The sequence below is a fragment of the Gleimia hominis genome (genome assembly GCF_032085515.1).
GTDB classification, from domain to species: Bacteria; Actinomycetota; Actinomycetes; order Actinomycetales; family Actinomycetaceae; genus Gleimia; species Gleimia hominis.
This window is the reverse complement of record NZ_JASXSX010000001.1, coordinates 249,229-265,262: the sequence shown is the minus strand read 5'-3', so window position 1 is coordinate 265,262 and position 16,034 is coordinate 249,229. Positions and strand designations below refer to the sequence as shown.

Here is a 16,034-nt window from a genome sequence, read left to right as displayed (position 1 = left end):
CGAAAGTGCTCTCTAGAAGAGTACAAGATCGTTATCGACCTGACAAGAGTTTTCCACCAGATCGTCACCTTCTCACTAAAACTCCAAGGAAGTACGACGAAAGGACTAGCGATGGGGTGGCGGGTGAATAGTTTTCTGGCACCCGCCTATTTGTAGGGGCTTAGGAGGACGAAGAAGGTGAGGATAAACAGGAACTGGGCGGTGATGGGTGCCCACAGTGTGTTGAACATGCGGCGCAGTGAAAATAGGAGCACCCCGGTGATCGGCCCGGAAAGGGCGACGACGATCATGTAGGTGTGTGTGCGGGCAGTTAGAGCTAGGGGTAGTATGCACAGGGTGGACGCGAGCATAACTACCAGCGCCACCCAGTGGTCACGGCGAATGAACGTGCGTGCCCGGGCGACGACGAAGCCACGCAATACGTACTCTTGTGATCCCGCCCAAACTGCGGCAGTGAGGAACCCGACGGTGAACTCGCTGGTGGAAATGTCGGACTCGTTCAGTGCATACGCGATGATGATGATTATCCCCAGCACCGTCAGCACACCCATCAGCCACCATAGGCGCGAAATCCGCGGTTGAATATGCAAGTCGTAGAACGGTTCGGGTTCTGCGGACAGGGCGGAGCCGAACCGCACGTCATCATCGGTGTCCAACGGGGGAGCGTACGTGGGGGCTCGCCCGCCTTTAGAGGGAGGAACGTATTCCGGTTCCGTCCACGTGACGTAAGACAGTCGGGATCGGCGTAACCAAGCGCGCGCCATCAAAGCGGAGACGAACACGGGAACGGAGATTTCAAACAGTGCTGGCTGCCAGTAATGCAGTTTCGCCAGCGCTGGAATGTCTTTTGAAAGCAAATGTACGGCCGCGAAGTGCCCCGCCACCCCGAAGACCAGTAAAACGGCAAGAATAGCGGCGAACTCCGTGCAAAACCGCGCTAGTCCCCGCTTCTTACTCAGCCGCATCAGAACTATCTTCCAGTCTGGATTGAGTGGTGGAGGCCGCAGTAACTTCACCGGGCCTATCTGAGCGCGTAGTTTCTTCTAAGGCAGCTTGGGTTTGTTTGCGGGCGGAGTGTTTGCCCCACAGCCTCACGATTAAATAGGTGGCTAACAAGGCAAGTAAAGCAGGGAAAACCCAGGGGGGAACGGCTTTACTGACTGCGAGAATGCGTGTTTCCCAAGCAACCTGCGTGGAAGAATCCAGCAGACTCGGCAGGTTAATTTGCCCGCCCGTAAAAATGAGGACCAGTCCGAGGAGGGCGAAAATGGTCCCGGAAATTAGGTTAAGCCACGTGGTTGACCGCCCCAGTACCTGCACGGGCCGGGGGCGTAACCACCCTTTTTGAGCGATGTCGAATGCTTCCCACGCCCACGCCAACACGCCGATTGGCAGGGCCATTCCCAAACTGAAACAAACCATGAGCGCCATACCAGTAATCGTGGAACCACCCCACGCGGCGCCGGCAAGCACTGCTCCCAAAATGGGGCCGGAGCAGCCAATGGCAGCCAGCGAGTAACCTGCGCCCAAGGCGAACACTGCCAAAACAGACGGAGCCTTGTTTGCGGAACGTTTTGTGCCCCGCGCCATCAACCGCGACGCCACCGCTGGGGTGGGGAGCGAAACGGCGAACGCGTGGGCTATACCGAACAGCAGAACCAGCACGCCCAACACAGTGGCGATTGTTGCCGTGTGACTGCGAATAAAACCACCGATCGTTGCTGCAAACGCACCCATCGGAACCGTGACCGCCAGGATCCCAAGCAGCAGGGCGAACGTGCGGGAAACCAAAACCCGCGGGGATGTGAACGCGTACGCGAAAAATGCGGGTAGCAAGAGCGCGGAACACGGTGCCACCAGGGTTAACACACCACCAAGAAACGCTGCTAAATAGCCGATTTCCATACTTGCCCCCTACTTCGTGGAAGCCTCTTCAGCCTGCTTCTTAATGGTATTCAAGAAGTACTGCGTGGGGTAGGCACCAGAAATGTAAGTTTTGTTAATCGCACTGAACGGGGTGGATAGAATGTTCAGTTCCTGCTGGGCTTTCTGGGTTTCTAACTCCACGGTCTGCTTGGTTTGCGCCGAGTCTAAATCGGCCTCAAACTTCTGCATATCTTTAATTCCACTGGCCTGGGCGATTTCTAACACGGTGTCGCGCGTGTACTCGGGGTGGCCGTTACCTGCCACGGAGTACGCGTGCTGCACGAACTGCCAGAAATGCCCCTGGTTCGCCGCAGCCTGCCCACCGTACGCCGCGATGTCAGAACCGTAGTTGCGGAAAATCACGTTGTTGCGAAACTCTAGGCGCAACTTCCCCTCATCCGTTAGCTTTTTCAAAGCCGGGAAAGTTTCGTGAAAAAACTTGGTGCACATTGGGCACGAGTAGTCTTCCATCATCACCATCACCACGGGCGCATCCACTGGCCCGAGGGCTCGCGGGTCACCTTCTTCCCGATGCGCTTGCTGCTGTAGTACTTGCTGAATATTTGTATCCGGAGGAGTTTGCGCGTACTCATCTTCGATCGCGCCCTCACTCTGCTGTGCCTTGCCCGAGTCCGATTGGGAATCTTGCGGCGCCGTGTTCTCACCGGTTGGGGCCGCACCCTCTTGCGAATCACTATTCCACGACTTAGTTGCATAGAACGCGATCACTAGCACCAAGGCGACGGCGGCAGCTGCGATCAGAATCTTCAGGGCCCGATTACCTTTACTCGATGTACCCGGCTTGTTAGGTCGCGTGTCTTGTGATTTTCCCATAGAAAAAGCATCTCACATGTGCCCAAGCCTTTTGAAAGCAAGATGCCTGTGGGCGTGTGAGGCGCCCGCCCGGTTTCAAAGTCTGCCCGGTTATGCAGGCAGCCCGCCCGGTTTCGCCGCGCGACTGCTTTTTGGAGCGCCCGCATTTGACTAAGCGCCCGTTGGGTAACCCATCTGGTTCCGCCGCGCGTTTAACCCGCGTCCGTTTCCGTCAGTGAGGTTCACACGAGGTCGCGTTTTTGGAGGATACGCAGGGCGATCCACCCGAGTGGCGCGCGGCCGTAGAAGGTGACGAGGCGGTACAGCAGGGCGGTGGAGATCGCGATCCCACCAGGTACCCCCACGACGGTTAGGCCTGCGGTGAGGGTTGCTTCCACTGGGCCAACCCCACCGGGGGAGGGCACTACGGAGCCCAGTGAGTTCGAAGCCAGGTACGTGACCGTTAGCGTTGTTACGTCCAGTGAGTAGTTGAACGCGGCGAGGCACGCACCGAACGTGGTGACGAATGCGGCGACATTCAGCAGGTTCCCTAATATGCCCATGATCAGGCGGCGGGGTTCGCTGACGATCCACACGAGCCGGCTCCACATTTGGTTCCACGTGGGTTCGATTTTGCTCCAAATCCACGTGCGGATACGCGGCACAGCGGTGATTGCGATCGTTATGAGGCACACGACGACCACCACCCAAACAATCGTGGAGGTTTCGATGTCGAAGGTGGCGGAACGCCCTGTGAAGATCACGATGAACAATAGGGCGGTGATGGTGATAACCAGTTGAGACACTTGCACGAGCGCCACGGTCGCAATCCCAACCGGGGTGTCTACGCGACGCTTGTTTAAGAACCGCAGGTTCAGAGCGGCGGGCCCAACTCCGGCGGGTGCCACCATCGTAACGATTGAGGCTGCGACCTGTACGAGCGTGGCTTCGCGCAGAGAGATTTTTTCTGGGGAGAACGCTTTGAGGGGGATCGCTGCCCCCAGGTAGGTGACGAGCGAGGCGATTACCGCCACGATTATCCACCACGGGTTCGCGTTCGACACGGCTTTGATGACGGATTGGAAGTTGAGGGAACCGAGCAGTACCCACAGGGCGATCACTCCGATGATGGTGATTGCAACCGTGCGCATGGAGAATCGTTGCAGGTTGAGGGTCGGTACTTCCTCTTCGGCCACCTCACCGGTCATGTGGGAGCGCAGTTCGGTGAGCATTTCCCGGTTTTCCCGCAGTGCCTTGCGCGTACTGGTGGGCAGGATCGCGGGTTGAAGCGCGGGGGAGGCGAATGTGATGGTTTTTTCCCCAAACACTTGCTGCGCTAGTGTGACAGCCCGTTCCGCACCTATTTTGAGGGACAGTGCGGTCACTAGTTGCGCGATGTCGATGCGTTGACTCAGGGAGGAGGCGGCGACGTTCCCGTCTTCCCAGTTAAGTAGCCACGGTTTATTCGACTCGTCGAACGCAAGCGAATTCTGGTCGATCACCCGGTGCGTAACCCCTTGTTCGTGCGCGGTTTTCAGTTCCGCGTACAGGCCCACTATTGCGGTGTCGTCCAGTTCTTCGTTTGGGATTTCGGTGAGGGGACGCAGCCCCGGGACGCGTTGCTGCACGGTGACTGCCAGCGCTCCGGAGGCGCCGAGCCCCAGCACAGCGGGGGTGGCGACCCCCGCTTTGTGCGCTGCGATCTTGACGAGGGCTTCGCGTTCCATCATCGCGGTGGTGGAGGTGGTGAGTGCGCGCGAAAGGCCGCGCAGCCGCAGGTTGTTCCACAGGTCTTTCAGCAGTGAGTACACGCGGGCATCGGGGTCTAGCACCAGTAGTTCGTACATGTTTCCCGCTTCGTCCCAGCACGCGTAATGCAGGTTCGCGTCACTGCGCCGCAAGCTAGGTACCTCCACGTTCACCACCCGAGGTTCTTGCGATTCCACCTGTTTGCAGCCCAGCGGTAGGAACGGAGCGTTCCACACGGAGCGTTCGCGCGGGACCTCATGAATTTCAAAAGTAGCTAGGGGACGTTCGGTCGTATCCAGGTCCGTGCGCACAATCTGGGTGGGGACAATTCCGATTCCGAGGAGGGCATCAACCAGGTCGGTTAGGCGCTCATCGCTTTCTGTGACCCCCATTATCCAGCGCGTGGCAACTCCCACGAGGCGGCCGAGCAGCACGGAAATCAACGCGCCCGACAGCGGTAGGGTAGAGCGCAGAACGTGAATAGATGTGAACGTAAAAAGCGCGAACCAGGAGTAGCGGATCATCCGGTTGCGGTTAGATTCACCCGAAACAGTCAGAAGAGTTGCCATGGTCGCTGCCATCGCGTCGATCGCCACGCGCGTGCCGGTCTGGGAAGAAACCAGTAGGCGCCCCAGCAGCCAAGCGGGCAGGTACTGGGCGAATACTTGCAAAAGAGTACAGATGGCGACCGTGACTACGGAGGCCGCTACCGCCTCAAGAATAAGTGGAAACCGACTTTTCAACAGCAGGTACCCCACGATTGCAACGGGCGCAATGAGGATGAACGCGGATTCTACGAACGTGATGGGCAGAAGCAGGATCTGGTGGAGCACATCGGTGAGCGCGGACCGCACATCTTGCGCAACAGCGGCGGTGGTGGAATGCGCGTACGTGCTCAACAGTAATAGCGAGCTAATCCCAAGCACACACAACGTGAAGTCGAACGCGTCTTCTGCGCGGCGAGCACGCCCATTAATCCGGTCGGACACTAACACGGGTTGGGAAAGCCGCGACACCGCTGTTAGCGCAGAAGGGGACGTGGAGCTCATGGTTTCCAGCTTACGCAAACACGCGGGATCGTGAGAACACCACGACCTAGTGCCGCCAGGGTGTGTGCAAGTGTGCAAGCACACCGATTCTTTCAAGAGCAAACGCGCGCGCACCGTTTAGGCTTAGAGATGTTTAACTGTTGAATCGTTTACCGCACGAACTGGAGGTCCAAGGTGACTGCACTGGCTGCCGCGTTGGCGTATTTGCCGCAGTGGTTGGAATCGTTCATTAACTGGTTCAAAGACCCAGAGTCGCTGCTGCTCGCGTTGGGCCCGTGGGTACTGGCGGGTGTGGCGCTGATTGTGTTTATCGAATCGGGCGTCCTGTTCCCCGTGCTGCCCGGGGATTCACTAGTGTTTTCCGCTGGACTGCTGCACGAGCAGCTGGGGTTGCACCTGTGGAGCTTGGTGGCGGTGATTGGCGTGTGTGCGCTCGCGGGTTCCCAGGTGGGGTACTGGTTGGGAGCGCGGTTTGGCCGCAGGTTGTTTAAAGACGACGCGCGGATCTTAAAAACAGAGTATTTAGTGCAGGCAGAGAACTTCTTTGCCCGCTACGGTGGGCGCGCGCTGGTGATTGGCCGGTTCGTCCCGTTTGTGCGCACATTTGTGCCGCTCGTTGCGGGGATGGCGCGGTACCACCACGTACGGTTTTTGCTGTGGAACCTGGTGGGGGCCCTGCTGTGGGGTTCGGGCCTGACCGTCCTGGGCGCCGCACTTGGGGGCGTGCAGTTCATCCACGACAACCTGTCCGTAATTATCCTGGTGATCGTATTCGTGTCCCTCCTTCCCATGCTCGTTGAGTTTCTGCTGCACCGCGCGCGTGAAAAGAAAAAAGACGTTTCCCGCTCGGGTGCTTCCCGCCCGGACGTTTCCACGTCGGACATTTACCGCGGGGACGTTTCCACCTCGGGTGCTTCCCGCCCGGGTGCTTCGAACGTGCCCGCTTCCGATTTGGACGCGTCCACCCCGGGTGCTTCCCGCCGGGACATTTCCACCTCGGACGCTTCCAGCTCGGGTGCTTCGAAACAGGATGCGAATGAGGGGGATCGCGCATGATTCTGTTGTGGCTGCCGGCGCTCATGTTCGTGGTGTTGGTGGCGCAGGGCGGGTGGGTGCGCAGCCACGCGGCGAACCAGGGTCCCTTGTTTGCGCTTGCGGTGGCGCCGCTGATTTCGTTTGGGTTCATCACGGTTTTGACCGCGGTTTTTTCGCGGCTTTCACCGCTCGGTTTAGGTTCGCTAGCAAATTCTTTGGGCATAAATTCCCATGAGGGACTCTGGCGCCCCACGCTTGTATTCACCTCTTTAGGTGTGCTGGCTATTTTGGGCGCCGCTTGGGCACGAACCTCAAGCAAAAACCAAACGCAATCCCGGCGAGACGGCGAGGCGCAAATCCCATGTAACGGCCAGGCGCAAGCTTTAAATGGAAAGTGGACGTTTGGCTGGCTGCAGGCGGTGGCGGTAGGACTTGGGGTGGCCGGCGGATTAGTCCCCTTGTACTGGGTGGTGGATGCCCGTAACCCGCTGCAGCAGTGGGATCCGTCGTTCCACTTGAACGCGGTTTACACGGTTTCGAAAACTCATGAGGCGTTCCCCATCGGCGCGTTAGACCCGATGATGGGCCATGACCCCTCAAACACGTATTATCCAGACGGGTGGCATGCGTTCACCGCGCTGTTCACCCCGCTGGGGCAAGGCACGGGAGTGGCACAGGCCGTGAATGCGTCCAGCGTTGTGCTAGTGGTGTGCTGGGTAGTGGGGATGGCGGCGTTGCTGCAGCAGCTGCGGTTGCCGCGCCGCGCCCAGCTGATCGGGATTGTACTGGCCGGGTTTGCCATGTCTTTTCCCGCGGATTTCATCTCTATGTACGCGCAGTGGCCGAACGCGTTTTCGATCGCGATGCTGCCTGCACTGATTACCGTGTCCGTGCACTTGGGACGCATACTGGCCGGCCGAGTGGAGACCCGGATAATCCGTGCCAGCAAGGCGACGCCTAGCGAAAAGGGAAGCCTCCATAACAAAACGCGCTCCAGCGCCTCCCGCGGTAATCTGCCGCCCAGTGATTTAGCGTCAGGTGATTCGCTTCCAGGTGGGTTGGCGTCAGGTGATTTGCTTCCAGGTGGGTTGGCGTCAGGTGATTCGCTTCCAGGTGATTTTCCCTCTGGGCAAGTAGCAAATGGTGTGCAAACCCCGGCCCCGCTGCGTTCCGTGGTGGCGCTGCTGGCGGTGTGGCTGGTGGCTGCGGTGGGTGCGGTTGGGCTGCATCCGATTAGTTTCTTTAACGCGTTCGCGGTGGTTGTTGTCCCGGTGGTCGCGTGGTTTATCACTCGGATCCGGTCGGCTTGGCAGCGTGGGGCACGTGGTGTCGCCGGCGGGCTCGCTGCCGTGATTCTAGTGCTGGTGGGGGCGCTCGCGGGGTTGGCGATGAGCCCGCTGACCCGCTCTGTTGGTTCGTTTGCCCGCGACCACTCGTGGGGTGCCGCCCTGATCCGCCCGTTCATGCCCGCCCCACCGTTTCCAACCACAGTTGGGTACGTGCTGTACTCTGCGGGCCTCGTTGCGTTGATCGCACTGGGGTTGCGCGCATTGTGCCGCCGCCCAATTACACGCGATTTCGCCACAGTGGGGCCGCGTTGGTTAGCGGGGTCGTGGCTGGTGTTCGCATTCTTGTTGTTCTTGGCGAATGCCCCAGATTTTGGCCTGAGGTTCCTCGCGGGCCCCTGGTACACGGATGGGCGGCGGATTGCGGGCGCGATGATGGTGGTTGTGGTGCCGCTCGCTGCTCTTGGGGTGCACAGTGCGTGGCGCTGGTGCGTTGCCCGCGCGCGGGGGCGGCGCTGGATGGCGGTTGCAGTTCCGGTGGTTGTGGCACTGGTGTGCGTACTGTCGTTTGATACGCGTGTGGCGGCGCTGCGCACGGTTTATGACCCTCAGAATCTTGGTAAGGCAGGGATGGCGTCGGCGCAGGAACTGCAGTTGGCGCGGTCCGCGAAGCTGGATGGGGCGGTGATTGGGGATCCGTCGCAGGGCACGGTGTATTTCCAGGCGCTGGGCGGTAACCGGGTGCTGTTCCCTCAACTGTCTATTACTGAACCCGATAAACAGGTGCGGCATTTGGTGTCTGGGTTTAAGAATATCCACTCGGACCAGGCGGTGTGCGCGGCATTGCGGAAGATGGATGTGCGCTACTTTTTTGAGTCACCAGATAGGAATTATTATTCGACGCCCCGGTCGAAAAAGTGGCCGGGTTTCTACGGGGTGGATACTTCCAAAGGGTTTGAGGTTGTAGCTCAAGCGGGTGAAAGTACGTTGTATCGAATAACGGCGTGCGGGTTGTAGTTAGGGGAAGCTTCCTCATGCGGACTAAGGTCCTAAGTGGTAGCGTGGGAGTCCCTGGGACCGCCTCAGTGTGGACGGCATTTTCCCAGGTGAGAAGTGGCGTGAGAGCGCTGATGTTCAAATATTAGGGAGGTAGCCGAAATGGCTTATAAGACCACGAACCCTTACACCGGCGAGGTCGTCAAAGAATTTGATACCGCTACCGACAATGAGGTTAAAGCGGCTTTGGATAAGGCGCACGAGGCGTTCAAGAGTTGGCGTGATACGAGTTTGGAAGATCGCGGTAAGGTTTTGCAAAAGGCTGCGGATCTGATTCGTGATAAGAAAACGGATTTGGCGAAAATCATTACTTTGGAGATGGGTAAGGTTTTGCCCGAGGCCGAGGCGGAGTTAGATATCTGCATTGGCATGCTTGAGGACTATGTGAAGAACGGCGCGAAGTATTTGGAGCCACGCACGTTGGAGTCCGAGAAGTACGGTAAAGGGAATTGCCAGTTGGTTTACGAACCGCAGGGCATTATTTTTATTGTTGAACCCTGGAACTTCCCGGCTTACCAGATTGTGCGGGTGGCGGCGCCACAGTTGATGGCCGGTAACGTGGTGGTTTTGAAGCACGCGTCGATTGTGCCGCAGAGTTCGCAGGCATTTGAAGATTTGTTCCGTGAGGCCGGGTTGGTTGAAGGTGGATTCACGAACCTGTATTTGGCTCACGAGCAGTCGGAGCTGGTGATTTCAGATCCACGTGTGCGCGGGGTTGCGTTGACGGGGTCTGAGGGTGCTGGTGCTGCGATTGCGTCGTTGGCTGGTAAGTACCTCAAGAAGTCCACGTTGGAACTTGGTGGTGCGGACGCATTTATTGTGCTTGCTGATGCGGATATTGATAAGACCGTGGAGTGGGCTGTGTTTGGCCGCCATTGGAACGCGGGCCAGGTGTGTGCGGCGTCTAAGCGGATGATTATTGTTGATGAGGTTTATGACGAGTTCGTTGAGAAATACCGTGAGGGCGTAGCGAAGCTGCGGGCGGGTGATCCGATGGATCCGCAGACTCAGCTTTCGCCCTTGTCTTCGGCGGATGCGAAGAAGAAGCTGCTGGAGCAGATTGAGAAGGCGAAGGCAGAGGGGGCTACTGCGGAGGAGCTGGGGGATCCGGTTCCAGAGCAGGGGTTCTTTGTGCAGCCCACGATTTTGACGGGCATTAAACCGGGTACGTACGCGTATTCGCATGAGTACTTTGGTCCGGTTTCGCAGTTGTACCGGGTTAAGGATGAGGCGGAAGCCATTGAGTTGGCTAACGATTCGCCGTTCGGCTTGGGTGGTTCCGTGTTCACATCTGATGAGGAGCATGGTAAAGAGGTGGCACGGAAACTGGATACCGGCATGATCTTCATTAACCATCCAACTGGTGTGGGCTCTGACATTCCGTTTGGTGGAGTGAAGAACTCCGGTTACGGCCACGAACTCATTGATCTTGGTATCCACGAGTTTGTTAACACGAAACTAGTGGTGAACGCCGGGATCGACAGTGAGTTCTAAACAACGCTGATAGGGCGTTAACCTGACGCTGCTGCCGTTGCGGTTCAACTGGTTTTTTGCCGGCCTGATTTCACAGTTGGGCGGACTTCCCGGCCATAGGTCTGTTTGTTGAGCCGGGTCTTATCAGTGCTCCAGTCGTTTGTGTCAACTGGTTTAGTTGTCCCCGCGGGTCGCGTGACTCGCGGGGACAACTAATGTGATGGGGATGAAGCTAGTGTTCTTCTAGCACCTATTTCGCGGTTTTTAACCGCAGTGAGTTCAGCACAACAATAACTGAGGAGCATGCCATTGCTGCGCCTGCGATCATGGGGTTCAGCAGGCCCGCGATCGCCAGTGGAATCGCCGCAACGTTATAGGCAAACGCCCAGAACAGGTTCTGTTTAATAACCCTCAGGGTAGATCGCGAAATCCGGATAGCAGTTGCAACTGCCTGCGGGTCCGAACCCATCAAGGTAATGTCCGCAGCTTCAATCGCCACTTCCGTTCCCGAACCCATAGCCATCCCTAAGCCACGCGTCCCCGCCTGAGCTAAAGCCGCCGCATCATTCACCCCGTCACCAACCATCGCGACAACGTGACCGTCCCGCTGCAGGTCCGCCACCACGTCCCGTTTATCGTCGGGTAGTACGCCGGCGTGCACCTGGCTGATCCCCACCTGGTTTGCAACATGCTGGGCTGCGCGCTCATTGTCACCGGTCAACAACACCGGCTCCACCCCAAGGCCACGCAACTGCTGCACCGCGTCAGCCGAGGACTCCTTCACCTCATCACGAACCCAAAAAGCCCCCAAAACCACGCCGTCACTCACCCGCGGGTTGGCGCCAAACTGTGTAGGCCCGCCCGGTGCCTCACGCGAAATGGACGAACCAGAAGAAACGGGCGCACCCACCGAGACAGGAGAATCAGCTGAAGCCGGGGAACCAGCTGAAGCGGGTGCTTTAAGGGCAGTCGGAACCTCGGGGGAAGCGGTGGAGGCGGCGGAAGCTAAGTCGCGACGGCCCAAAACGGTGGCGGTGTACCCAGCTTTCTCAACGGTGTCCACCAGATCCTGGTCGCTGACGTCGTCAAATAGTTTCACTTGCGCCTGCTCGGTCGCCAAGTTCACCTGCGCATCCACACCCGGAAGCTTCTTCAACTTGCGTTCCACTCGCCGCACACAAGACGCGCACGTCATCCCCCCGACCGCAAGATCCACAGAATAAAGCGCCTGAGGGGCAGCCGCCTCATCCGCGTGCGACCCCGTGGGCGCAGCGGAACCATCCGCCCCTGGCTCCATGGGCGCAGCAGAGCCCACGGCGGGATTTTCGCCAGCACTTTCCTGCGTAGAGGCGCCGGCAGCCGAAGTGCTGGCAGCTGCCGTGTTGGCGGCGGTGTCGGTGGTCGAAGTAACTACGGTGAGGGGAGCGGTGGCAACTAGGCTCACGGTGGCACCGGATTCCTCACCGGCTGTGATTTGTTCAGCCAGCGCGGAAGTATCAAACCCGATTGATGCCATCCACTTGGGGCTGCCAACGAACACGCGCTGGTCTGCCACGGTGGCGCTAACCCCATGGCCCGCGTGGTTAATGAACTCAGAGGCATCGACATCCGAGCGGTCACCAGGTTGGTTTCCGTAGTCCGCAATTGCCTGCGCAATCGGATGCGACGAACCGGCCTCAACAGCGGCAGCTAAAAGCGGCCCGTCGGCAGAATGAGCTGGCGCGGATCCACGGTTCTCTTCTGACTGATGCTTTCGCGAGTGCGCATGCTTACCAGCGAAACGCGGCTCGGCTGGCACAAAGCGGTCCACATGCATCTGCGCTTTAGTGATCGTCCCGGTTTTATCTAACACAGCGGTGTCGATCTGCCGGGTGGATTCCAAAATCTCAGGGCCCTTAATAACAATCCCCAGCTGCGCTGCCCGGCCTGACCCAACCAGCAGTGCAGTGGGCGTAGCCAAACCCAGTGCGCACGGACATGCAATCACCAACACCGCCACCGCTGCTGTGAACGCTGGCTGTACACCCGGCCCCCAAATGAGCCACCCCACCAGAGTTAACAGCGAAATCACCAGCACCGCCGGCACGAACACTGCAGACACTCGATCCGCTAAACGCTGCACCGGTGCTTTACCCGCCTGCGCATCGGTAACCATCTGCCCAATCCGCGCCAAAGTCGTGTCGGACCCCACGCGAGTGACCTCAACGGTCAACTGGCCATCCGTGTTAATCGTGGCGCCCGTAACCTCATCATCCACACCCACCTGAACGGGGGCGCTCTCACCCGTAAGCAGCGACGTATCCAAAGCCGCGTGCCCACGCACCACGCGCCCATCAGTTGGAATCTTCTCCCCGGGCTTAACCACCACCAGGTCACCCACCTGCAGCGCGTCAACATCCACCAGTTCCACCCCACCAGCAGGCACCACCCGGTGAGCTTTCTTCGCCCCCAGTTCCAACAAGGACCTCAGCGCATCACCCGCCCGGTAACGCGTCCGCGCCTCAGCCCACCTCCCGGCTAGCAGGAACGTGGTGACCATGGTTGCGGCCTCAAAATAAATCTCTGCATGCGACGTAGATGCATCCTTCGGCATGAGGGACATGTCCATCTGCATCCCAAGGGTGCCCGCACCCCCGAACAACAGCGCCCAAACCGACCACAAGGAAGCAACAATAACGCCCATCGAAACCAGCGTGTCCATGGTAGACGAGCCATGCCGGGCCGCGCGGAACGCCGCCACGTGGAATGGCCACGCGCACCACGTCACCACCGGCGCAGCCAGCGCCGCCACTACCCACTGCCAGCCGGTGAACTGCCACGCGGGCACCATCGACAGGGCCATCACGGGAACAGCGAACCCCACCGCCACAAAGAAACGCCGCTTAAGATCCTGTGCGCGGCGCTGCACATCCTCACCAATCTGCGCGTGCTGCATGCTGCCTCCCTAACTCAAAAATCCGGCGTATAAAAACTGACTTAGAAGCATAAAAACCTAACGGCTTCGACGTCTACCAGAACCCGGCGGCCCTGATATCAAAAACACTAACCAAAAACACCAACCACCCCGCACAATCTGGATGCGTGCGGGGTCGGTTTAACTCGCTTCTACTTATCGGTTAATCGAAACTCGGTTTACCGGTTGATCGAAACCAGGTCGTAACCGGCCTCGTTAATGGCTTCGCGGATCGCGTCGTCCGAAATCTCCTTCGAAGCTTCAACTCGGGCGTGGCTGACCTTGTCCTCACCCGCATTCAAATCCACATCGACCGTGTCAACTCCGTCGATCTCCCCCAGTTCTTCCTTCACGGACGCAACGCAATGCCCGCAAGTCAAACCCTTAACATCTAGCGTGAAAGCACTCATGTTTCCTCCTACAAATCCCGCTTCCCAGTTCTAATGCAATATGGGAACCGTCTCCGACTATACCCCCGAGGGGTATGCGTGTCTAGGGTGTTTATTGACCTCTGCGCTGCCAGGTGGGGGTGAAAACCATAGACTAAACCCATGGGGGTACTGGGCAACGCGATTCGGAAGCTACTGACCGCACACACGCGCCAAAATGCCTCAAAACCCGGTGACGAAGGTGTTCAACCACCTCGATTTGGCGCCCAGCGCACCCCCACCAAGACAGGTACTTACCAGCGGGGTCATTACCAACGGGGCAGCGCGCACACTAGCAGCAGAAGCCGCCCTCAAACCAACGCGCCGGGGCAGGCGCAGCTGCACCACTATTACTCTGCCCGCCAGGTGCCAGAAACGATGCTGCTAATAGAAGGGGCCCGGCAACTGGCCCCTCTCATCGGCCGATTGGCAGGTAACGCGGCCGCGGGAATCTTCGCGTCCCTACCCGTGTGGGACGCTGGGGTACGTGCGCAAATGGAAGGGCAAGTGGCGGCGCGGGGCGAGCAAATCGTTGAAGATTCCCAACGCGTGTTCTTTGACATGCCCGGTCTGGACACCTTGGTGATCCAAGCGGTCTGCCGGGTTGCACACGCCGTGTCTGCCGCCTACCGCAGTGGCCTGCGGGTAGATCAGCTGCTCCACCCGTCGCATAGCAGCCAACTGGCCGAGCGGATCGCCCGCCTCCCACGCGGCGGATACGAATCGTTCATGTCCTTTTTCCTCGCCGCCGGCACTGCCATGGGCCGGTTCAGAGGTGGTGACGTGCGGGCAGATTTAATGTATGAGGACGGGCGGGAACGCCCACTGCCTCGCGGTCACGCCCACGGGCAAGTAAGGCGATTTACCGCCCCCGAATCACTGCAAGACATGGCGGCGGACATTGATGACATTTACTGGGCTGAAACCACGGGCGCGATCGTGAAAATCACCCGGGTGGGAGCGGGGCCGCAGCGGCGCTGGCTCATCTCAATCCCCGGGACGGACTCAGTTGAGCTGCGCACCACCCACAACCCCGCGGGTACCGAAACGAATATCCGCGAAATGCTGGGCCTGCGGTCCGCAGTCCGCATGGGGGTACTAGCAGCATTCCGGCAAGCCATGGAAGCTGAAGGGCTCGACCCAGCTGGGTCCGATCGGGAACGCGTAACCATTGTGGGGCATTCGCAAGGTGGCATGGTGGCCCTCGGGCTGCTTCAAGAGCAAGCTTTGGCGATAGATGGGATTGTGACCCTGGGGGTACCTGGCCGGCGCGTGCGCATCCCCGCGGGCGTAACTGCGATTGCAGTGGAGCACGACCAAGATGTGATCCCCGCGTTCGACGGGCGCCCCCGCCGCCTAACCACCGACCGCGTAGTGGTGGGGCGGCGTCTTAACCGCCCCCGCAGCGGCGCACTGTATTACGCGCATTCTTCTGCGACTTACACCGACACGATTCGCCTGTTAGAGCGCCGCGCCCGCGTGGAACCGTTTTCGCGCATGGGGCGGGCGGTACGCAAACTTCAAGAACAGTTAGCGCACCCGGGGGAGCAGACGCGCGTGTACCATTTTGAGATTTCACAAGACATCCTTGAGGGAGGGCCACCCTCGATTGACTCTGTATACGAACACATGGGGCCCGTGTGGCAGCCCCCGGAAGTACCGTTGCCGGGGTTTGGAGGTAGTGAATGAGGTTCCGTGACCTGTTTGGAACAAGGGATGCGCGGGGGCGACGCAAGCGTTTTCCGGTGAACAAGTTCCGTTCCGGTAAAGTGCCGGAAGTGCGTAATCCCCTGATCATTGGTGGTATCGGCGCAAGTATTCTGGCTGCGTCGACCGCGTTAAAGTTCTTGCGTAACCCAGATGTGGCGGCAGATGATCTGGCGCGGCACTTAGCCCAAGAACTGGAGGGCCGACACGGTTTCGTTTCCGTTTCCGCCCAGGTACGCCGCGGGTTCGGTAAGCCAGCGCTCGCACAAGTGACCCTCAAGGTGCAGGATATGGCTCAGCATCCGACTGGTCAGCAAGCGCCTGAGGCACTGTGTGCTCTGTTGGACGAGGTAGCTCGGACCGTGTGGAACTGGGGTACCCCAGCTCCGATTTCCATTAGCGTGCAAGCGCAAGTCGGAGAGCATGCGGACAGTGAATGGGATTTGCGCAGCGCTGGGTTCAGTGACGCCACGGCCCGGCCGGCGGAACTGTACGAACGTTACGGTGCGCCCGCTGCCGACCCGACCTGGCGCCCATAATTACGTAATTAAACGACCCG

General features: G+C 59.1%; 10 protein-coding genes and 1 pseudogene. 5 read left to right on the top strand and 6 right to left on the bottom strand.

The features are described 5' to 3' along the window. Nucleotides 1-146: 146 nt before the first annotated feature. From QS713_RS01195 to QS713_RS01180, 4 genes are all read right to left on the bottom strand, one after another. Nucleotides 147-965, bottom strand: coding sequence for a hypothetical protein (locus tag QS713_RS01195; RefSeq protein ID WP_313271779.1), 819 nt, complete (start codon nucleotides 963-965; stop codon nucleotides 147-149). Beyond that, nucleotides 952-1,905 (bottom strand): cytochrome c biogenesis CcdA family protein, encoded by a 954-nt coding sequence (locus QS713_RS01190; protein WP_313271777.1) that lies wholly within the window; start codon nucleotides 1,903-1,905, stop codon nucleotides 952-954. The genes QS713_RS01195 and QS713_RS01190 overlap by 14 nt, the downstream gene beginning before the upstream one ends. A 9-nt stretch (nucleotides 1,906-1,914) precedes the next feature. Continuing rightward, a complete protein-coding gene (locus QS713_RS01185; protein ID WP_313271775.1) occupies nucleotides 1,915-2,760 on the bottom strand; it encodes a DsbA family protein in 846 nt (281 codons plus the stop codon). 221 nt (nucleotides 2,761-2,981) lie between these two features. After that, nucleotides 2,982-5,537, bottom strand: coding sequence for a flippase-like domain-containing protein (locus tag QS713_RS01180; protein WP_313271773.1), 2,556 nt, complete (start codon nucleotides 5,535-5,537; stop codon nucleotides 2,982-2,984). A gap of 174 nt (nucleotides 5,538-5,711) precedes the next feature. Between QS713_RS01180 and QS713_RS01175 the strand changes: the two are divergent. The 3 genes and pseudogenes from QS713_RS01175 to QS713_RS01165 all read left to right on the top strand — a co-directional run. Further along, nucleotides 5,712-6,371: pseudogene (locus tag QS713_RS01175) on the top strand (DedA family protein); the annotation flags it as partial. A 218-nt stretch (nucleotides 6,372-6,589) separates the two neighbouring features. After that, nucleotides 6,590-8,875 (top strand): DUF6541 family protein, encoded by a 2,286-nt coding sequence (locus QS713_RS01170; protein ID WP_313271771.1) that lies wholly within the window; start codon nucleotides 6,590-6,592, stop codon nucleotides 8,873-8,875. A gap of 141 nt (nucleotides 8,876-9,016) precedes the next feature. Then, the gene (locus QS713_RS01165) at nucleotides 9,017-10,408 is read left to right on the top strand and encodes an NAD-dependent succinate-semialdehyde dehydrogenase (protein ID WP_313271770.1); all 1,392 of its coding nucleotides are present in this window, start codon (nucleotides 9,017-9,019) and stop codon (nucleotides 10,406-10,408) included. A 229-nt stretch (nucleotides 10,409-10,637) separates the two neighbouring features. Here QS713_RS01165 and QS713_RS01160 read toward each other — a convergent pair whose 3' ends face one another. After that, nucleotides 10,638-13,322 carry a heavy metal translocating P-type ATPase gene (locus QS713_RS01160; protein WP_313271768.1) on the bottom strand — a complete coding sequence of 895 codons (2,685 nt, stop codon included), beginning with the start codon at nucleotides 13,320-13,322 and terminating at the stop codon, nucleotides 10,638-10,640. Nucleotides 13,323-13,519: 197 nt separating this feature from the next. Next, nucleotides 13,520-13,750, bottom strand: coding sequence for a heavy-metal-associated domain-containing protein (locus tag QS713_RS01155; RefSeq protein ID WP_313271767.1), 231 nt, complete (start codon nucleotides 13,748-13,750; stop codon nucleotides 13,520-13,522). Nucleotides 13,751-13,891: 141 nt separating this feature from the next. Here QS713_RS01155 and QS713_RS01150 point away from each other — a divergent pair, with 141 nt between their 5' ends. Next, entirely contained in the window at nucleotides 13,892-15,457 is a 1,566-nt protein-coding gene (locus QS713_RS01150; RefSeq protein WP_313271765.1) for an alpha/beta hydrolase, read from the top strand. Beyond that, nucleotides 15,454-16,014, top strand: coding sequence for a hypothetical protein (locus QS713_RS01145; RefSeq protein WP_313271763.1), 561 nt, complete (start codon nucleotides 15,454-15,456; stop codon nucleotides 16,012-16,014). Before QS713_RS01150 ends, QS713_RS01145 begins: the two co-directional genes overlap by 4 nt. Nucleotides 16,015-16,034 lie beyond the last annotated feature (20 nt).